The 17,504-nt window shown below is 64.4% G+C and carries 18 protein-coding genes and 5 pseudogenes; 12 read left to right on the top strand and 11 right to left on the bottom strand.

Annotated elements, in window-relative coordinates:
- Window positions 1–6: 6 nt before the first annotated feature.
- The 4 genes and pseudogenes from AC4BDD_RS25295 to AC4BDD_RS25280 all read left to right on the top strand — a co-directional run bounded on the left by AC4BDD_RS25295 (window position 7) and on the right by AC4BDD_RS25280 (window position 2,854).
- Window positions 7–255, top strand: coding sequence for a hypothetical protein (locus tag AC4BDD_RS25295; RefSeq protein WP_490687751.1), 249 nt, complete (start codon window positions 7–9; stop codon window positions 253–255).
- A gap of 172 nt (window positions 256–427) precedes the next feature.
- Window positions 428–706 (top strand): annotated as a pseudogene (gene pspAA, locus AC4BDD_RS25290) (PspA-associated protein PspAA).
- A 238-nt stretch (window positions 707–944) separates the two neighbouring features.
- Window positions 945–1,385 carry a hypothetical protein gene (locus tag AC4BDD_RS25285; RefSeq protein WP_490687750.1) on the top strand — a complete coding sequence of 147 codons (441 nt, stop codon included), beginning with the start codon at window positions 945–947 and terminating at the stop codon, window positions 1,383–1,385.
- Between the two features lie 263 nt (window positions 1,386–1,648).
- Complete coding sequence (locus AC4BDD_RS25280; protein ID WP_490687749.1) at window positions 1,649–2,854, top strand: IS110 family RNA-guided transposase; 1,206 nt, start codon at window positions 1,649–1,651, stop codon at window positions 2,852–2,854.
- On the opposite strand, the gene AC4BDD_RS25275 is transcribed toward AC4BDD_RS25280, so the two are convergent.
- Window positions 2,847–3,332 (bottom strand): hypothetical protein, encoded by a 486-nt coding sequence (locus AC4BDD_RS25275; RefSeq protein ID WP_490687748.1) that lies wholly within the window; start codon window positions 3,330–3,332, stop codon window positions 2,847–2,849. The genes AC4BDD_RS25280 and AC4BDD_RS25275 overlap by 8 nt on opposite strands.
- 136 nt (window positions 3,333–3,468) lie before the next feature.
- Here AC4BDD_RS25275 and AC4BDD_RS25270 point away from each other — a divergent pair, with 136 nt between their 5' ends.
- Both AC4BDD_RS25270 and AC4BDD_RS25265 read left to right on the top strand, forming a co-directional pair.
- Window positions 3,469–3,591, top strand: coding sequence for a hypothetical protein (locus AC4BDD_RS25270; RefSeq protein WP_490687747.1), 123 nt, complete (start codon window positions 3,469–3,471; stop codon window positions 3,589–3,591).
- Window positions 3,592–3,630: 39 nt separating this feature from the next.
- Window positions 3,631–4,035, top strand: a complete 405-nt coding sequence (locus tag AC4BDD_RS25265; RefSeq protein ID WP_490687746.1) for a hypothetical protein — start codon at window positions 3,631–3,633, stop codon at window positions 4,033–4,035.
- Window positions 4,036–4,461: 426 nt separating this feature from the next.
- Here AC4BDD_RS25265 and AC4BDD_RS25260 read toward each other — a convergent pair whose 3' ends face one another.
- Both AC4BDD_RS25260 and AC4BDD_RS25255 read right to left on the bottom strand, forming a co-directional pair.
- Complete coding sequence (locus AC4BDD_RS25260; protein ID WP_490687745.1) at window positions 4,462–4,950, bottom strand: DUF4265 domain-containing protein; 489 nt, start codon at window positions 4,948–4,950, stop codon at window positions 4,462–4,464.
- 189 nt (window positions 4,951–5,139) lie between these two features.
- Window positions 5,140–5,901 carry an SMI1/KNR4 family protein gene (locus tag AC4BDD_RS25255; RefSeq protein WP_490687744.1) on the bottom strand — a complete coding sequence of 254 codons (762 nt, stop codon included), beginning with the start codon at window positions 5,899–5,901 and terminating at the stop codon, window positions 5,140–5,142.
- Between the two features lie 695 nt (window positions 5,902–6,596).
- Between AC4BDD_RS25255 and AC4BDD_RS25250 the strand changes: the two are divergent.
- Window positions 6,597–7,367 (top strand): annotated as a pseudogene (locus AC4BDD_RS25250) (tyrosine-type recombinase/integrase); the annotation flags it as partial.
- A 362-nt stretch (window positions 7,368–7,729) separates the two neighbouring features.
- Window positions 7,730–8,008 (top strand): annotated as a pseudogene (locus AC4BDD_RS25245) (transposase); the annotation flags it as partial.
- Between the two features lie 40 nt (window positions 8,009–8,048).
- Here AC4BDD_RS25245 and ddaH read toward each other — a convergent pair.
- From ddaH to AC4BDD_RS25210, 7 genes are all read right to left on the bottom strand, one after another.
- Window positions 8,049–8,897, bottom strand: a complete 849-nt coding sequence (gene ddaH, locus AC4BDD_RS25240; protein WP_490687743.1) for a dimethylargininase — start codon at window positions 8,895–8,897, stop codon at window positions 8,049–8,051.
- A 149-nt stretch (window positions 8,898–9,046) separates the two neighbouring features.
- Window positions 9,047–9,685, bottom strand: coding sequence for an FMN-binding negative transcriptional regulator (locus AC4BDD_RS25235; protein WP_490687742.1), 639 nt, complete (start codon window positions 9,683–9,685; stop codon window positions 9,047–9,049).
- Complete coding sequence (locus tag AC4BDD_RS25230; RefSeq protein WP_490687741.1) at window positions 9,672–10,946, bottom strand: lysine N(6)-hydroxylase/L-ornithine N(5)-oxygenase family protein; 1,275 nt, start codon at window positions 10,944–10,946, stop codon at window positions 9,672–9,674. The genes AC4BDD_RS25235 and AC4BDD_RS25230 overlap by 14 nt, the downstream gene beginning before the upstream one ends.
- Window positions 10,947–11,174: 228 nt before the next feature.
- Window positions 11,175–12,638 (bottom strand): AMP-binding protein, encoded by a 1,464-nt coding sequence (locus AC4BDD_RS25225; protein ID WP_490691930.1) that lies wholly within the window; start codon window positions 12,636–12,638, stop codon window positions 11,175–11,177.
- Between the two features lie 18 nt (window positions 12,639–12,656).
- On the bottom strand, window positions 12,657–13,130 hold the full coding sequence (gene panD, locus AC4BDD_RS25220) for an aspartate 1-decarboxylase (protein WP_490687740.1): 474 nt from the start codon (window positions 13,128–13,130) through the stop codon (window positions 12,657–12,659).
- A gap of 150 nt (window positions 13,131–13,280) precedes the next feature.
- Window positions 13,281–13,880, bottom strand: coding sequence for a hypothetical protein (locus tag AC4BDD_RS25215; protein WP_490687739.1), 600 nt, complete (start codon window positions 13,878–13,880; stop codon window positions 13,281–13,283).
- A gap of 110 nt (window positions 13,881–13,990) precedes the next feature.
- Entirely contained in the window at window positions 13,991–14,242 is a 252-nt protein-coding gene (locus AC4BDD_RS25210) for an acyl carrier protein (protein ID WP_490687735.1), read from the bottom strand.
- 777 nt (window positions 14,243–15,019) lie between these two features.
- Here AC4BDD_RS25210 and AC4BDD_RS25205 point away from each other — a divergent pair.
- From AC4BDD_RS25205 to AC4BDD_RS25195, 3 genes are all read left to right on the top strand, one after another.
- The gene (locus AC4BDD_RS25205) at window positions 15,020–15,319 is read left to right on the top strand and encodes a transposase (protein WP_490687738.1); all 300 of its coding nucleotides are present in this window, start codon (window positions 15,020–15,022) and stop codon (window positions 15,317–15,319) included.
- A gap of 94 nt (window positions 15,320–15,413) precedes the next feature.
- Complete coding sequence (locus AC4BDD_RS25200; protein ID WP_490687737.1) at window positions 15,414–15,653, top strand: IS3 family transposase; 240 nt, start codon at window positions 15,414–15,416, stop codon at window positions 15,651–15,653.
- Window positions 15,654–15,730: 77 nt separating this feature from the next.
- The gene (locus AC4BDD_RS25195) at window positions 15,731–15,859 is read left to right on the top strand and encodes a hypothetical protein (protein WP_490687736.1); all 129 of its coding nucleotides are present in this window, start codon (window positions 15,731–15,733) and stop codon (window positions 15,857–15,859) included.
- A gap of 225 nt (window positions 15,860–16,084) precedes the next feature.
- Here the strand turns inward: AC4BDD_RS25195 and AC4BDD_RS25190 are convergent.
- Window positions 16,085–16,928, bottom strand: a pseudogene (locus tag AC4BDD_RS25190) (IS701 family transposase); the annotation flags it as partial.
- A gap of 239 nt (window positions 16,929–17,167) precedes the next feature.
- Between AC4BDD_RS25190 and AC4BDD_RS25185 the strand changes: the two are divergent.
- Window positions 17,168–17,345, top strand: a pseudogene (locus AC4BDD_RS25185) (transposase family protein); the annotation flags it as partial.
- Between the last annotated feature and the right edge of the window lie 159 nt (window positions 17,346–17,504).

Here is a 17,504-nt window from a genome sequence, read left to right as displayed (position 1 = left end):
GCACCATTGTTCTCACCCAGTGCCATCGTCGGGACCCGGCCCGTCTGGCCCGCCGGATCCGCCGCGCCGCCCCCGCTCTCCTCGCCGCCGGGCTGCTTCCCCTGCCCGCCCCGCTCGGCGCCCGGGCCCGCGGGCGCGTGGGGTCTGTGGGGCGCCCTCGTCATCGCCGCCTCCCTCACCTACGCGACCGCCGATACCTACCGCGACATCCCGGCCCGGGAGACACCGTCGCGGCGGTCGGGTATGCGGCGGTGACGGGGGCGGAGGCCGGATCGCAGACATCCAGGCCGAGCTGGAGGCGGTCGGCAACCGGAGCGCGGTGGAGGAGGGAGTTGGCCCGGCTCAATGCCCAGCTCCCGGCCGCCGACTCGGCACCGGCGGTAGAGGGTGGTACCGCACGGGGTGCGCCGGAGCGGGAGGAGCAGCCGTGATCATCCGGATTCTCGGCTAGGGCCAGTACGACCTCACCGACACCCACCTCGACGACCTCAACACCCTCGACGCAGCCCTGCAAGCGGCTGCCGACGCAGGCGACGAAACGTCCTTCCGCTCCGCGCTGCACGCCCTGCTGGACGCCGTGCGCTGGCTGGGCGCACCGCTGCCGGACCAGCGGATCACCCCCTCCGACCTGGTCCTGCCCGATCAGGACACGAGCCTGGGCCGAGTGCGGGAGCTGCTGTCGGACGAGGGCCTGATCCCCGGGTGAGCACCCCGCGATGACGGAGGGCGATCCAGGCAGGGGCGGGGCGGTGCTCCAAGCGTCCGGGACAGCCACCGCTTCGGACGTCATGCCGCGCCCGACCAACGTCGCTGACCTGCACGGACACCTCCGAGGGAACGGGCCGCCACCCGCCGGGAAGACGGCTCGCGAACGTGCCGCTCGGCCGTCATACCCCCCGCCGGTATGATGCGAGGCGGTCGGTCGAGAACGTGGGAGGTACGCGATGCCCGGGCAGCGGAGAGTTACCGCCTGGTGCGGACGCCTGCTGCTTTTCACCGCGCTGCTGCTCGGCATCGTCACCATGCACAGCCTCGGCCACCCCGCCGAGCACAGCGCGCCGCACACGCCTGTCGGCTCCATGGCGGCTGCCGCGTCCGCCCCCATGCGGCACCACGCCGCTGAGCCCGCGGTCCACGCGCCCCGAGCCGATCGGCCGGAGTTCGGCGCGGACCACCCGGCTCTCCTCGGCGGGATGGACCCGATGTCCGTCTGCCTGGCCGTGCTCGGCGCGGGGACCCTCGCCCTGCTCCTCGGCGGGGCCTTCGCCCACCGGCCGGGGAACGTCCCGGCCGCCGCCCTCGCGCGGCTGCACCACGCCCTGCGGCCGAATCCCCCACCCCGCCGCGGAACGCTTCTCACCCAGCTGTCGGTGCTGCGCGTATAGGAGCACGCCGCCCAGCCGCCCCCCCGTTACCTTCTTCGTGGCTCCGCAACGGGGTCTCCGGCCTTCGGGTCCGGCATGACTTCCCCCTCCTGTTGTTGATGATCCGGGGGGGGTGGTGTCACCGGGTCCGAAGGCATCGACGGACCGCTGATGAGGGGCTTGAGCACCGGCTTCGCCCGAGCCGGAAGAGCTCTCCGTAACGTGGATGTGGCAGCTCGGTGCCCTGGCAAGGCCGGACGAAAGCGTGATGGAGGGGCCTGCACGTGATCGACACCGGCGACATCGACGTCTTCCTCGGCCTGGACGTCGGCAAAGGCGAACACCACGCCACCGCCGTGACACCGGCCGGGAAGAAGGCGTTCGACAAGCGCCTGCCCAACACCGAGCCCAAGCTCCGCGAGCTGTTCGCGAAGCTCCAGGCCAAGCACGGAATTGTGCTGGTCGTGGTCGACCAGCCGGCCTCGATCGGAGCCCTACCGCTGACGGTCGCCGGGGACATGGGTTGCCCGGTCGCCTATCTGCCCGGGCTGACGATGCGACGGATCGCCGACCTCTACCCCGGCGAGGCGAAGACCGATGCGAAGGACGCGTTCATCATCGCCGACGCTGCCCGCGCGATGCCCCACACCCTGCGGGCCATCGACGGCGAGGACGAGACGATCGCCGAGCTGGAGATGATCGTTGGGTTCGACGACGACCTGGCCGGCGAGGCCACCCGGGTCGCCAACCGGTTGCACGGCCTGCTGACCCAGATCCACCCGTCGCTGGAACGGGTGCTGGGCCCGCGGTTGCAGCACCCAGCCGTCCTCACGCTGCTGGAACGGTTCGGGTTACCGGCCCAGATCCGCAAGGCAGGCCGTCGGCGGCTGATCACCCTGCTGCGGCCGAAGGCGCCGAGGATGGCCGAGCGGCTGGTCGATGAGATCTTCGCCGCGTTGGACGAGCAGACCGTGATCGTCCCGGGGACCGAGGCGGCCGCTCTGATCGTCCCGAGCCTCGCCGCGTCGCTGACGGCCGTGCTCGACCAGCGGAAACTGCTGGCCGGGCGGATAGAGGAACTGCTGGAGGCCCACCCTCTTTCCAAGGTCCTGACCTCGATGCCGGGAGTCGGCGTCAGGACCGGAGCCCGCATCCTGATCGAGGTCGGCGACGGCAGCACCTTCCCGACCGCCGGCCACCTGGCCGCCTACGCGGGTCTCGCCCCGGCGACCCGGAGCTCGGGCTCCTCCATCCGCGGCGAACAGCCTTCCCGGAGAGGGAACAAGCAGCTCAAGCGGGCCTTCTTCCTCTCGGCGTTCGCGGCGCTCGGTGACCCGGCCTCCCGGGCCTACTACGACAAGAAGATCGCCCAGGGCAAGCACCACACCCAGGCCCTGCTCTGCCTCGCCAGACGCAGGGCCGACGTCCTCTTCGCGATGCTCCGCGACGGAACCTTCTACGAACCGCAGCCGTCGGCCTCAGTCACCTGACCTGCGGGTCCGCGAGGAGGACGACTCGATCAGCCTCGACGTCGAAGCCGAGCACCGGACGGCCATAGTCGCCCTCCGGGTCCATCAGCACCTGCTTGCCCAACCGCCGCCCGATCTCCCGAAGGAAGCCGCAGAACACATCAAGTCGCTCCTGGCCCTGCAACTCCCGCAGGTCGACGTCGAAGTCGACTTCATCGGCGGCATGAAAACGGAAGATCGCCAGCACATCGGCCGTCGGCCAGACCCGCAGGTCCGGGCACTCGGCATCCGCCGGGCGGGACAGCACGCCCTCCGCCCGGGGCACCGGAAGCACCGTCTCTCCCTCGGAGTACTGGCACTTCCAGCCCCTTTCCGTGACAAGATCGAGAACCGCCTGCCAGTCCTCCGCCGACGCATCCGGGACACGCACATCCGGCAGCGACCCCATCAAGTCCGGGTCGAAGAAACAGCTCACGTCATCCCACAGCAGATCAGCCACGCCGCCATGCTGCCCGGCTCCCAAACCCAACGCACCCCCGTTTCCCTTGACCAAGGACATAGGGGCACCCCCCCCGGAGCGGCGGCGTCGTGCCCAGTCCCTTACGCGTCTACACCGATACGAGGTGCACCTCATCATGCGCACACCCACTCGCCGCGCCGTGCTCGGCACCGGAATCGCCGTCGCCGGCGGCGGCCTGCTCGCCGCCTGCTCGGGCATCGGAATGGAGCCCCCCGGCGAACAGCTCAGCCTGACATGAACCACCGCACCCTCTACGAGTTATCCCCGAAAGGTCACCATGAGCTGGGACGTGCTCCTCCTCCGCCTGCCCGATGACGTCACCTCGGTGCAGCAGATCCCTGACGACTACACCCCCGCCCCGCTCGGCAGCCAGCACGACGTCTTCGCAGCCATCACCCAGGCCATCCCCGACACTGACCTCTCCGACCCCACCTGGGGCGAACTCGTCGGCCCCACCTGGTCCATGGAACTCAACATCGGTGCAGAAGACCCGGTCGACTCGATCATGCTCCACATCCGCGGAGGCGGCGACGATGTCCTCACCCCTGTCTTCCGCCTCGCAGGAGTCCTACGCTGCAAGGTTCTGGACTGCGCCGAAGGAGACCTGATCACTCCACTGGACACCCCCGGCTGGCACCGCTTCCAGCAGTTCCGCGACCGAATGCTCCGCTCCCATCACTAACGGCAGGGGCGCGAGGAGACACTCTCCGTGACGGCCGAGGCGATCAACGCCACTAGGTTGTCGGTCCAGCAGTCAGACTCCTTGGTAGCGACCTCGACACCGCAGCCGCTGCACACAAGGTTGGGGCCGTCCTGGCCAGCGAGTCCGCAGCAGCCAACGAGACGTCGAGACTCGGGGTGCAGCGCAGTCCCCGGAAGGTCATCCGGGTGAAAGATCAGCAGACTGCCGTCGAAATTGACCTTGAAGGTCCCCGGGGCCATCCGGGGCGAGACGACCGCATGGCCCACCGGCAGCTCCGGCGCCCTCAGTGGTTCTCCCGGAGCCACCTCCCTTGTCAGGAGCTGCTGACAGCTGACGCAGTGAAAGATGGTCATAGCGACTTCCTCCTTGCCTCCGCACGAGGAGAGGCGTGAGCCTCCATGGCAGTCACGCAGCTGCCGTGGCCTGCCACACGGCGGTGACACACCCTTCCTCCCAGTGCCACCACCCCTTGGCCTCCCCATGCTCCAAAAGCTTCCGAATCCGAGGCAGATCCGCATCCGGTGGCACATCGAGCGCCACCATCCGGAACTGCTCGATCCCCTCGCCAGTCGTGCCGAGCCGATGAAAGGTCTCCAGCACGGTCTGCCGAGCGGTAGCTGAGCCGCCGCCCTTCATGACGATCAACCGGATGGTGCAGTTCTCTGAAGCCCGCACCGTCTCGCCAGCCCGGCGGACACCATCGTGGTCGACCTCCACCTGGATGATGTCGTCGCTGGCGACTCCCCGTACGAACCAGGGAGTGTTGTCCAAGCGGACGGTGCCGTCGCCAAGGTCAATCGCCCACAAGCTCTCCACGCTCGCCGGCGGCCAGCCGTCCTCGTCCGCCTCCAGGCGGAAGTGGACCTTCACGTGGTCATTCCTGATGCTCGTCACTGCACCATCATCCACACCGCGGGCCCAACCCTCCCACCGCCGAGGAAGCCAAACAGCGAGCTCGACGGGCTCTGACCTGCTTGCGCGACCACGTATCCAGGGCGATCTCCGGCCGCTGCGCGGGCTCGACTCCGGTCCAGGAGTTCTTCCGACTCTTGGACGCGCACCAGGCCGAGTCCGTGTGCGGTCCTAAAAGGGCAGCTCGTCGACCGCGGTCGGTTGAGTCCCCTGCCACTGGGCCCACCGTCCCGGGACGGCGATGCAGGCTGCAGAGAGGTGGGCCAAGGTCTTCCCCCGGACGTGCAGCCAGCTGTCGGCCGCCAGCCCGTCCTGCCGCAGAAGAAGTCCGGGAGCGGAGAACCAGCGGACCGGGGACTCGTCATCACCCGTCCACATCGGATAGTCCGGGAGCGGGACCCGCTGGAAGAGCTGGGGTATCTCGCTCATGACCTCGGCCGGCAACTCGCAGGCGTTGTACAGACGTTCCTCTCTGAACAGGCTCTCGGACAGGACCAGTTCCACGCACGCCATCGAGACCTTGTCCATGAACGGCCGCCATCCCTCACGCGACTGGACGACGACAGGCGGGTCAGCCTCCCCCAGATCGCGCAGGCGCACGCCCCAGAAGGCGCTCCCCTGGTTCTCGCTGCGGAAGCACAACACTCCCCCGAGGTCTTCGTGCTCGAAAGGTTCTGAGGGCGGCAGCATCGGATCCTGGTGCTCAAACAACTCCGGACGCCGACCGAAGAGCAGGTATGCCTCACGCAGAGCGGTGGGGAGCGACAGGCCCAGCTGATCTTCGATCTGCTTGAGCTCCTGCTGGCAGACGCCGTCGCCATCGGTCAAGGGCGAGTACCACGCAGCCACGAAGGCGCGGATGAAGTCCCATGCCTCCGACCGGCCTGATATGCCGTCGTGCATGGCCTCGGCCGCATCGAAGTCGCCCACCATGTGGTGGACCGTACCCGTTCTGTGGGCACGCCGGGAAACGATCACGCCGTCGCCGGGAAGGGATCTTGTAGGGCATGGCAGCCCTGCCGGTCAGCCCCACTCGTGAACACCCGGAAGACAACCTGACGCACGACCCAAATAGCGCAGCTCTACGACCGTTGCGGGCCACCGTGCCGCTTCCGTGCCACATCGGGGTATACAGCAGTCACCGTCTCTGACCAGTGACACGTCATCCGCACGCGCCAACCGCACTTGTCGCCCCGCCAAGGGATCGCCCCAGGTCAGGAGGGCTTCGGACGCCGTTGTGGTCGCATGTGGTCGCAGGACCGAGCCGCTGATCGCCGATAATGGATCCATCAGTTCAATGTGCAACTTTTGGAAGCGATCACCATGCGCTCCGCCACTCCTCGGGGGCGCGTCTACCGCCGGTGCGGCTGCCGGGACCAGCATCACCAGCAGCTCGGATCACGCTGCCCGCGCCTTCTCACAGAGTCTGATCACGGCACCTGGACGTTCGCCGTCGATCTCCCCTCCCCCGCCCGCCGGCGCCGCACCATCCGCCGCGGCGGCTTCCCCACCCAGACCAACGCCACCGAGGCCCTGCGCCGGCTGGTCGACAGTGACGGCGGTGGTTCTTCGCCGACCCGAACCAGTCGGTCGGCGACTACCTGACCGCGTGGCTCCAGGCCAAAGCCATGACGCTGAAGCCGACCACCATGGCCCGCTACCGCGCCTACGTCCAAGCCGGCCTCATCCCAGCCCTTGGCCACTTCAAGCTCGACGACCTCGGCTACGCGCACATCGCCGCCTTCGTCCGCAACCAGTTCGCCCATGGCCGCGGGCCGGTCAGCGTCCATCGCATCCTCGCCACCCTCTCCAGCGCGCTCGGTGAAGCCGTCAAACACCACCGACTCGACCGCAACCCGGCACGGCCCACGATCATTCCCCGGCCGGCCGCAGCCGAGCGCCACATCTGGACCACCGCGGAAGCCGTCTCCTTCCTGCGCTACAGCCACGCAGTCGATCCGCTCATGGCCGCCCTGGTCAAGCTCCTGATCGGCACCGGCATGCGGAAAGGGGAAGCTCTCGGCCTGCGTTGGGAGGACGTCCACCTCGACGAGCGCGTCCTCTACATACGCCGCACGCTCTCCGCCATCGACAACAACCACCTCGCACTGACCACCCCGAAGACCCGCAGCAGCAAGAACTGGGTCGCCACCTCCGACCGCGTCGCCACCGTCCTCCACCACCGGGCCCAGGACAAGTGCCCTTCGACCGCGCAGAATCTTCGGGGCGACTTCGTCTTCCACCGGCTCGACGGCCAACCACTCCACCCCGAGTACGCCCTCAACCGCTTCCACCTGCTCAGCCGAGAAGCCGGAGTCCCCCGCACCACGCTCCACGACCTCCGGCACCTGGCGGCCACCATCTCCATCACCGCCGGCGTGCCACTGACCGTGGTGTCCAAGACTCTCCGGCATTCGACGCTGTCCACCACGGCGAACATCTACAGCCACCTCACCGCCCAGGCAGCCCGCGAAGCGGTCGACACCATCGACCAAATCCTCACCCTCGCCGCCCGGCCGGCCACTCCCCCGATCCGCATACCGGCCGCGCGACCACCTGGCGACCACATCCCGCAGCTGCACAACCAAATGACCATCATCAGGCCGCCCACAGAAGCTACGAGTTACAGCCGACCAGCCCCACCGCGCCCGGACGCATGCGACCACCTTGCGACCACAAGCCGACGCAACGTCAGAAAGGCCGTTCCCTCAATTCGAGGAAACGGCCTCCGACCTGCGAAATCGCTGGTCGGCGGCGGAGGTGGCCCCGGTTCGTGCCCTTCCTCCAGTTCGACGCCGAGATCCGCCGCGTCGTCTGCACCACCAGCGCCATCGAGTCGGTCAACGCTCGCATACGAAAAGCCGTCCGGGCCCGCGAGCATTCCCCGACCGAGGCCGCAGCCCTCAAATGTGTCTACATGGCCGTCATGAGCCCGGACCCCACCGGCCAGGGACGCAAACGCCGGACCATGCGCTGGAAGCCCGCCTTGCAGGCTTTCGACATCGCCTTCGACGGCCGACTCTCCGTCGGCCGCCGCTAACTCACAACACCCGAGTTACACCGTTGGCTGGCCATACCCGTTACCGCAGCTCAAGAGTGCAGCACCTGGCACCACCGCCAGCCTTGAGCAACTCGGCCAGGTCGACGCCGATTGGTCGGTAGCCGCGGTCACGTAACCGCCTGGCCAGACTGGTGGCCTGCTGCGCCAGCACCACATTGCAGCCGTCCGACTGGGCGTTGAGCCCGAAGGCGACGGCGTCAGCCTCGTCGGCCAAGATCGCGTCGGGGTAGTACTCGGCTAGGACCTTCCGACTGGGGGCGGAGAAGGCCGCCGGGTAGTACATGACCTCTCCCGGCCGGAGGACGGAGAGGGCCGTGTCCAGGTGGTAGAAACGCGGGTCAACGAGCGTCAGACTGACAACGGGGACACCGAAGAACTCCCGCGCTTCGTCGTGCCCCCGGACATCGCTGCGGAAGCCGCAGCCTGCCAGCAAGGTCTCCCCCGTATACAGGAAGTCACCCTGGCCTTCGTTCAGGTAATCCGCCTGGCGCACCTCGGTCCAGCCATTGTCACGGAACCACGTGGCGTAGGCCTTCGCCTCCGCGGCACGCTGCCGGTGGCGGAATCGCGCTATGAGCACCTTGCCGTCCACGACAGTTGCGCCGTTGGCCGCAAATACCATATCTGGCAGCCCAGGCACCGGTTCGATCAGAGAGACATCGTGCCCCAGCTTCACGAACGTGTCGTGCAGCCGTTTCCACTGGTCCAGTGCAGCTTCAGCTGAGGTGGGCCGCGTGGGGTTCATCCATGGATTGATCGAGTAGGTGACATCGAAGTAGGTCGGCCGACACATAAGGAAACGTCGCGCCCGCGCCACTCGGTTACCGTCAGGATTTTGAGCGCTTATCTGCGACATCTTGCCATCCATTCACAGAAGTAATCCGCTTTCGCTAGCTCGAGGTACTTTCCTTGATCGATACCCCCTAATGCGAACGAAGGAGTAGTTCCCCCATAAGCGCAAGTTTGAGAGCATCAGTTGAACGTCTGATCATTCAAAGTCGTGCAGCGCTATCGAGGTCACCGCCGATCTCCCTCGGCTCGGTATCGGTGCATGAAGTCTGCAAGGTCTTTGGCTGTCCCTGATCCGCAATTGCTGAGCCAATATATTACTCGCCGCTGAACGTCAGGGTGCTTTTCCTGACTGAGCTTGAACATTGCGTCCACGTGTTCTATATGGAAGCGAAATGCGCCGACGCCTGCGACGATCTGCCCCAAGTAATCCAGGGATGAATCTATTTTCCATCCGTTGCCGAAACGTTTTTCGAAGTCTTGAGCTGTTTGGCGCACGACCTCAAGTGTTTCCGGTCCGGACGGGAGGGGGGAAAGGGTGCCGTTTAGATGGACAGAAATGAAGTTCCATGTGGGAGCTGCTGGGCCTTCGGGATAGGCGGTGGGGCTGACGTAGTGATGCGGACCTGTGAAGATCAGTTTGGCCTTCGTGCCCTTTGTAAGTGACATCCAGTGGGGGTTAGCACGGTTCATGTGGCCGAGAACTTTACGAGGTTCTCGGTTGTCCTCATCCGGGGGTATGAGGATGGGGAGATGGGTTGCATAGGGTGTGTGTGAACCATTGGTCACCAATAGGGCCAAGGGGTAGCTGGAGATGATGCGCCTAATCCAGGCGGAGTTGACGCGATAAAGATCAGGGACATGCACGATGATTCTCCTGATTGGCGCGGACCACATCGCGGATTTCTCCGGCGCGGGTAGCAACATTGGATAGCAGGCCGGCTCCGATTCCGTGGGAATGCTCAGCGAATTGACCAGTGACGTAGAGGCCGCACTCGATCTGCTCGGAGGTGACCACCTGGTAGTCGCGGTTGAGTTGCAGGCGCCCAGAAGCATCCCGTCGGCATTGGCTGGCCAATGCCTCGTCGAGGAGGGTGAGAGGGTCGGACGGGGAGTATCCGCTAGCGCATATGACATAGTCGGCCTTTAGCGACGTCGCTAAAGAAGTGGGCAGGTCCTTGATAACAATGTGGACGGCGTTATCTTTTTCGGTTGCTTCCAGCAGTCGGGTGAGATTCAAGATACGTATTCGCGGTTGCCCTGTGAGGCGCTCTTGGTACATAACGTCGTAGAGCTCCCGACTGAGGTCGAGGTCGACGGCAGAGTAGTTGGTGCCGGCATGATAGTTGAGCAATTGTTGCCGTACCGCAGGAGGAGCGATATAGAAGATGTCTGTCGCGTCGGAGTCGAAGATCGCGTTCGCGAAGGGGCTGTCGTCAGCGATACTATAGCCGTAGCGGGAGAATATGGCATAGATGCGAGACTTAGGGAACTTTCGGTGAAGAAATCGGACCGTCTCCGCAGCGCTTTGCCCTGCCCCGACGACAGCAAACTTGAGATTTTCGCTCGAATCTAGCTTCTCCGCGTGGTCCAGAAGATGGGCGTTGTGCCAGATTCGTTCGGTTTCTGTGACGCCTTCAGGCATGCGGGGGACCAGCCCGGTCGAGATCACTACATTTTTGGCTGTACAGGCTACGGACTCTCCCTCGCCGTCCTGGCGCACTAATATCTCCAGGGCCCCGACACTTCCACTGTGGGGAATAGGTCGAATTCTGGTCACGGGCGTTCCGTACAGCACTTGATGTGAGAAATGGGAAGCAGCCCATTCGAGGTAGTTATGGAAGTCCCGACGCAAGGGAAAGAAGGTCTGGCAGTTTATAAACTGTGCCAGCCTGCCAATTTTGTGCAAGTAGGAGACGAATGAGTAGGGACTATGCGGGTTACGAAGAGTTACCAGATCTTTAAGGAAGGATATCTGCATCCGACTGTCACTCAACAGCATTCCCCGATGCCAGCCGAACCGCGGCTGCTGCTCAAAGAACATGGCTGCAGTAGGTTCACGCGGCTCGCTAAGCGCAATTGCCAGCGCCAGGTTCGAGGGGCCGAAGCCGACACCCGCGACGTCCACTCGCGGGAAGTCTACCTTCCTCAAGTTAGCCACCTCCGTGGGCTTCTTCTATGTTGGTCATTGCTGGGGCATCCGCCCTGTCCGATCAGCCGTCAGAAAGTCACATGTGGATCCATCGTTGCTCTCCTCGTGAGAATTGTCGGTTGAGCCATCCCCGCGTGGACTCGCTCCACTCATCGCGTGATCAACCATCCTGAATAGTCACGCGGCGATGACAACGCCGTTCACTCATATGTCCTGCCGCTCAGCGAGAGCATTGCGGTCGATTTTTCCGTTGGCTGTACGAGGCATCTCCATCATTGCGGTGAACTTGGAGGGAACCGCATAGGACGGGAGCCGTTGCAACAAGCAGCGGAGCAGGTCCTGACGATCAATGCTGCATTCAGGGTCGTCAAAGAACAACACCAACTCCTTATTGACGAGAATCAGCACTGGCTGTTGCACACCACAAGCTATGCAGGCATCTGCGACTTCACCGACGTCAACGCGATTCCCGTGCACTTTGATCATGCCGTCTTTGCGATGGCTGAAACGCACGGCGCCTTCCGCCAGGCTGAAATAGTCGCCGGTATCGAATGATCGAAGGCTTTGCCCGGCGATGGACACTGTAGAGAAGTTACCGCTCTCTTGGTTCAGATATCCCTCGGCCAAGTGCTCACTTAGGATGACCAGTCGATAATGGGACTCGGCGGGGATGAACGCGAAGCTCCATCCGGGGATCGGCGCACCAATGGGCACAACCGGGGAAGTGGAGTTCATATCCGTATCGGAGACCTCATGGAATGAGCAGAACAACGTGCCTTCAGTCGGCCCGTACGTGTTGACTATCCGCGCATCTGGTGCGCGTTCCCGTAGCTGTACACAAGAAATACGCAGGAGTGACTCGCCGCAGAAGGTAAAACATTGCACTGAGCTGAGGTCTGCCCCACCGCGTAATAGGTGCGGGATCATGGTCGGCACGGAGTGCCAATGAGTGATTGCGTGCTCGGCCACGAAGGCCCCTGGATGCAACCGCTCCCGAGCCGTTGTCACGGCGACCAACGTCCCGCCACTACAGAGCACGGTAAGGAAGTCGACCAGACTTAGGTCGAAGCCGATGCTTGTGAACTGAGCCCATCGTGAACCGGGTTTACACTGATAGAAGCGTGTCGACCATGCTACGAACGCCGAAGTTGCGTCTTGCCGGACTTCCACCAGTCGTGGCACGCCGGTGCTACCAGACGTGCTTATGAAATATCGGGGCTCTACACTGCGTGGCGCGGGCCGGCCGCGCTCCTCAGAACTGGACCCCGTTCCTGGCGGGCACAGCGTCGCTACTCCGACTGCCTCGAAGTGTTCGGCCGTGGCTATATCATCGGTGACGAGGCATGGACGATCGAATTGTTCGACAATCCTCTTAAGCAACATGAGTGGCTTAGCTCGATCCACCAGGCATAGAGAGTATCCGTACAAGAAGGCACACGAGAGCAATCGATAGTAATCGGCTCCCTTGTTCAGATACAGAACCAGTGGTGCGCTCGGTGGTCCTAATGTCTTGGCCCAGCTCTGTGCTTCTTGGTGAAGTTGCCTGTACGACAGCTTCACCTTCGCTGCAGGCACCTCGACAGCAATCCGCTCCGCATGCTCCGTGAAGGCAGCCAGCAGCCTGGTAGCGACGCCGCTTCCCGCAGCACCGTGCCCAGCAGCCGGCATAGCCGACTCCGATGGCATCTATGCCCCACTCCTCGATCCGGCAGCGCCCCCGGGCTTCAGTCCCGGGCGGGCAGTCACCGGGGCGGCGTGGGGACTGCTCTGCGTGTTGCTCCCGGGCACGGGACCTGAGGGGTCCGAGCCGAGTTCGACTATGCGGTTGGCCGCGTCGACGTGCACGACCCGGGGCACCAGGACGCGCGCCTCAGCGTCGTCGACCTGCGCGTAGCTGAGGAGGATCACGAGGTCACCGGGGTGGACGAGTTGGGCGGCCGCGCCATTGATGCCGATGACACCGGACCCACGTTCACCCTCGATAACGTACGTCTCCAGCCTGGCCCCGTTGTCGATGTCGAGGACGTGGACAAGCTCTCCCGGGAGCAGGCCCGCGGCCTCCATCAGCTCCAGGTCGACGGTGACGGAACCCACGTAGTGGAGATCGGCCTCCGTCACGGTGGCACGGTGAATCTTGGACTTGAGCATAGTACGCAGCATTTGGGAACTCCCAGAGACGGTCTTTCTGCTTTCAGGTCCTACACACGGGTGTCTCGCAAACACGGGCCATCAGGTACGTCACCTAGCCCACATTTCACTCGCCTAACAATCCGTCACTCCACTCGCGTCCGAAGAGACCGAGATCGCGACTCATGACTGCAGCACAGGCTCTCGCCACATCGAGGTCAGTTCAATTTCCTCGCTTATTTTGAGAGAGCCGATCACGGTGAATCCGAGCAGCGAATACATCTCTGCACTGCGAGGTGATAATGAGTCTAGATAGACGGGCATGCCGTGTTCTTTGAAATTGTACCGAAGGAGGCGAATGCCGACCGCTTCACTGCGGCATTCTGGTCGCACTGCTATAGCTTCCGCATGCCAATGAGGTGTGTCCATCGGGTGGTGCGGGGCTCGGCGTGCAGCGTTGAAATAGGTGAGCGCATTGTCGGCACACTCTGCACAGATATCCCGTACTTGTTGCTGCCCGACTGTGTTCCAGTGCTCCTCGGATGCGATTGCCGATGAGTTCCGTCCGATGAGTGTTCCTTTTCCGTCGACGATGTACGCGTCGCCGACCTCCACTGCCTCATCAACCATCCACCGGAACAGAGCTGGCGCCAGGTCGGCATATTGCTTTTTCGTCCTGAACATCCATGCGAAGAAGGGGTTCCCGGCGAATCCGTCAGTCAGAATATCTGCCATCTCGTCCAGGTCTGCTCGCGTCGCACGCCGCACCTGTGTTGATTCCATCCCGAGTCCCCTTTCATTATTGCCTGATTCTGCCTGCCGGCTTCGTGTGTACGGCAAGTTCCGCTACGCCTTTTCCTTGGAGGGGCGCGTCTATTCGGCCGGGTGTCGCGCTAGGCTGCTGTTTCTTGGCTCTCAAGTATTTCGATGAGATCCCCGACGGTCTCCTGCCGGAAGACTGCTTCGTCGTTGATTTCGATGTTCAGTTTCTCTCCGAGAGTGAGGATCATGCGAAGCAGAGTCAGGGAGTCGAAGCCTAGTTCGCGGAAAGACGCCTCGGGTCGCAGCTCATACTTTCCGATACCGAGCTTGGTTGCCATGATTTCCGCAACAGTTTCGGTGACTATTTGGTATACCGAGCCCATGGGTTGCTCTTTCGCGTGGGTTGAGTGGAGGCTTTCGTTGTCTCGAGATCGCTTCTTGGATGGGAATGGCCGGCCGTCCGGCGGGGCTCATGCCCGCGCGTCGCGGTTAAGAGATGCTGGTTAGAAGTCGCCATGAGGTCCGGGCGTAGGCGACCCATGTCGAAGAACAACGTGTCACGGAGGAGTCGAACACCCGGTGCGGCTCCAGGGCCGGCTCCACCACGCCCAGGTTCGGGCGGCACACGGCCAGCCAGGGTCCGCCAGGCATCCCAGCAGTGCATCCTCGGACGCTTTGGTGAGCGTCTTAGCGACTAGCGTCTGCGTCATCAGCTTTTTCGTCATCAGTTTTGTACCTTTCCCTCCGGCCAGCAGATACGTGCTGGATCCACCGGGTCTGCACGGGCGCAACTGTCCCGTGCGGACGGTCATCTCAGCGGCGGACGCCGACTTCGGTACTCCAGTGCAGTGCCGCGAATCCGATGTGTACAGAGGAGGGACATGCCGGATGCTGTGCACATCGCGCCACATTGCGCGTTTGTGAAAGACACCATGCGCGTAGCACCACAGGTGTTGTCATCTCTGATGCGATGCCGGCCGAGTGCGGGTAACACTGGGGTTGCCCTGTCCAGCCTGTTCTCCCGGTACTACAGGGGAGCTTCGAGAGCTTGTCGTCGGCGTCTTTCGTAGTGGATCTTCCATATCGGGCCCTGACCCCGGATCTTGGACGCCGGAGAGACTTGGATTTGGATGGTCAAGGAGAACGGAGTCCCTGTGGGGATGAAGCACTACCCCGCCGAGTCCGAGGCGGACGCGGTCGCGTTGTACCGGTCGCGACCGGGAGCGACGATCAAGTCGGTCGCTGGAGTGAACACCGAGACGCTGCGGAACTGGATCCGGACCCTCGACGGTCGGCGCCCCGATGCCCACTCGACGTCCCAGGTGGCCGCGCCGACACCGGGCTCGGCGGAAGTTGCCGCGTTGCGCAGGCGGGTCCGCGTGCTCGAGGAAGAACGGGATATTCTGCGCGGTATTTCGCCGGGGAGACGCGCTGGTGAACCGCTGTCAGTTTGTTGGTGATCACCAGCGCCAGTTCGGCGTCACGCGGTTGTGCTCGCTGCTGGGGATCGCCCGCTCGAGCTTCTAATACTGGCGCCGCACCGCTGCGGCCCGCGTGGCCCGCCAGGCGGCCGAGGCTGAGCTCGCAACCCGGATACGCAAGGCTCGCCAGGAGTCCGACGGCACCTACGGCGCGCCGAGGATCACCGCCGAACTCCGCGACGAGGATGGCCTGGTGGTCGATCACAAGCGGGTCGCGGGGATTATGCGGGCATCGGGATCGAAGGAGTCCGCCTGCGGCGTCGGCACCGCACCACCGTCTCCGATACGGTCGCGGCGAAGGGCCCGGACCTGATCGGCCGCGACTTCACCGCGACGCAGGCGAACACGCAGTACGTAGGCGACATCACCTACCTGAGCATCGGCGGCGGAATGTTCTGCTATCTCGCGACCGTCATTGCTCTGTGTTCACGTCGGCTGGCCGGGTGGGCGATCGCTGATCACATGCGCACTGAGTACGGCAGCCGCAGTTGTGGGGGTCGGTGGCCTCATCGTCGGTAATGGCTGATGCGGGCACGATGCTGGTGGCGCCGTCGCCAGAGTGACCAGTGCAGAATGTGTTCGGTTTCGTGCCGGACGGTGTGGACGAGTTTGCTCAGCAGGCGGCGGATCTCGTTCGCGCTCACTCGGATCAGGTCGCCTGGGTGTCCCCGTTTCGCAGATGGAGGCCCGGAGGGCGGTCAGATGAGCGGCGGCCGCCATGGCCAGGGTGATGTGTCGGTATCAGGCCGGATAGCGGCGGACTTGGTAGTGGTCGAGTCCGGCCTCGTTCTTCGCGGCCTGGAAGGCTTGCTCGATCGCCCAGCGGGCTCCGGCGGCGCGGACCAGCTCCGCCAGCGGGGTATGGGCGGGCGCATGGGTGCGGTAGTAGGCGCGCTCGCCGTCGGCTAGGGGCCGGCGGATGAGCAGGGCGTCTACGAAGCGTCCGCGCGGTTGCCGGGCAGCGGGGCCATCGCCCAGGCGTATTCGCGCCGATCGCCAGCACGTAGCTGAGCTGCATCTCGGCGAGCCAGCTGCGCAGCACCGGAGCCTGGCCGTAGACCTCGTCGCCGGTCACCCACCGAAAGGGCACCGTGGCGTCCACGGCCCGGGCCAGCCTCGTTCTCGCCAGGGCCGGTTTGGTGGCGAAGCCAACCTCGTCGCCGCCCCGGGCATCCGCCCGGCGGGCCGGGTCCTCAATCCAGCGGGTCGGCAGGTACAGCTCCCTGTCGATCAACGCTCGTCCCTTGGCTGAGGCGTAGGCGAGGAACACCCCTAGCCGACAGTTGTCGATCTTCCCGGAGGTGCCGGTGTACTGCCGCTGCACTCCTGCCGAGCGAGTGCCCTTCTTGATGAAGCAGGTCTCATCCACGGCTAACCCGCCGTCCCTCGGCGCCGAGGTGCTCCACGACGAAGCCGCGGACCTCGTCCCGCACCGCGTCCGTGTCCCAGTCGGCCTGGTTCAGCAACCGCTGTATACCGTCCGGGCACACCTCTCCGGCCTGCTCGGCCAGTGTCCAGCCGTTCTTGCGCCCCAGCGGCGCAAGCAAACCGCGCCGATACTGCCGTGCCGCTCACGCGGCTCCGACCTGCCACCACCAGTCACAGCAACTGCGGCCCCCAATACGAGCTCGTCATCGAAGCCCTGGCAGCGGCCCATCGGGCCCGCAGGAGTCTGGCCGGCGCGGTGATGCACACCGATCACGGAGGTCAGTGAGCCTTTTCAGCGCGGCACTGATCGGGTGACTGTGAGGGTGTACGAAACGCACGAGGCTCCGGTGCCGTTGAGGGAGGTATTCGAAGTCTCAACCCATCGGCACAGGAGCCTTGTTGGTTGCCCATCCTGCCGGCACTCGACTTGCTTCACGAACTCGTCGAGTGGGTCACCATGCTCATCGTCACCCGCGAGGGTGACCGCCGCTGCAAGCTCCCACCACACCAGCGTGCGCTTGTCGGCCTGACGTACCTGCGCAGGCACGACACGCTCGCCCAGATCGCCGTCGGCTGGCGAAGATCGAGGGCAGAAGGGCTGGTCGAGCGAGCGCGAAGCCCGGCTCGACGCCTTCCGCTGACTGACCCGATACAACACCGAAGGCGGCAGCGTCCTGAGCTGATCGACTACACCGCTGAGGAGATCCGCCGCCTGCTCCACCAGACCAGGTGGCAC

This window comes from Streptomyces sp. JLBT605, from assembly GCF_058215555.1.
Note: the sequence above shows the minus strand (reverse complement) of the source record. Positions and strands in the feature narration are given on the sequence as shown.

Excerpts from the sequence above, each read along its gene's own strand:
- AC4BDD_RS25285 (WP_490687750.1), top strand. The coding sequence starts at position 945 with ATGCCCGGGCAGCGGAGAGTTACCGCCTGGTGCGGACGCCTGCTGCTT.
- AC4BDD_RS25270 (WP_490687747.1), top strand. The coding sequence starts at position 3,469 with ATGCGCACACCCACTCGCCGCGCCGTGCTCGGCACCGGAATCGCCGTC.
- AC4BDD_RS25265 (WP_490687746.1), top strand. The coding sequence starts at position 3,631 with ATGAGCTGGGACGTGCTCCTCCTCCGCCTGCCCGATGACGTCACCTCG.
- AC4BDD_RS25255 (WP_490687744.1), bottom strand. The coding sequence starts at position 5,901 with ATGGTGGGCGACTTCGATGCGGCCGAGGCCATGCACGACGGCATATCA.
- ddaH (WP_490687743.1), bottom strand. The coding sequence starts at position 8,897 with ATGGATGGCAAGATGTCGCAGATAAGCGCTCAAAATCCTGACGGTAAC.
- AC4BDD_RS25225 (WP_490691930.1), bottom strand. The coding sequence starts at position 12,638 with ATGCCGGCTGCTGGGCACGGTGCTGCGGGAAGCGGCGTCGCTACCAGG.
- panD (WP_490687740.1), bottom strand. The coding sequence starts at position 13,130 with ATGCTGCGTACTATGCTCAAGTCCAAGATTCACCGTGCCACCGTGACG.
- AC4BDD_RS25215 (WP_490687739.1), bottom strand. The coding sequence starts at position 13,880 with ATGGAATCAACACAGGTGCGGCGTGCGACGCGAGCAGACCTGGACGAG.
- AC4BDD_RS25210 (WP_490687735.1), bottom strand. The coding sequence starts at position 14,242 with ATGGGCTCGGTATACCAAATAGTCACCGAAACTGTTGCGGAAATCATG.
- AC4BDD_RS25205 (WP_490687738.1), top strand. The coding sequence starts at position 15,020 with ATGAAGCACTACCCCGCCGAGTCCGAGGCGGACGCGGTCGCGTTGTAC.
- AC4BDD_RS25195 (WP_490687736.1), top strand. The coding sequence starts at position 15,731 with ATGTTCTGCTATCTCGCGACCGTCATTGCTCTGTGTTCACGTCGGCTG.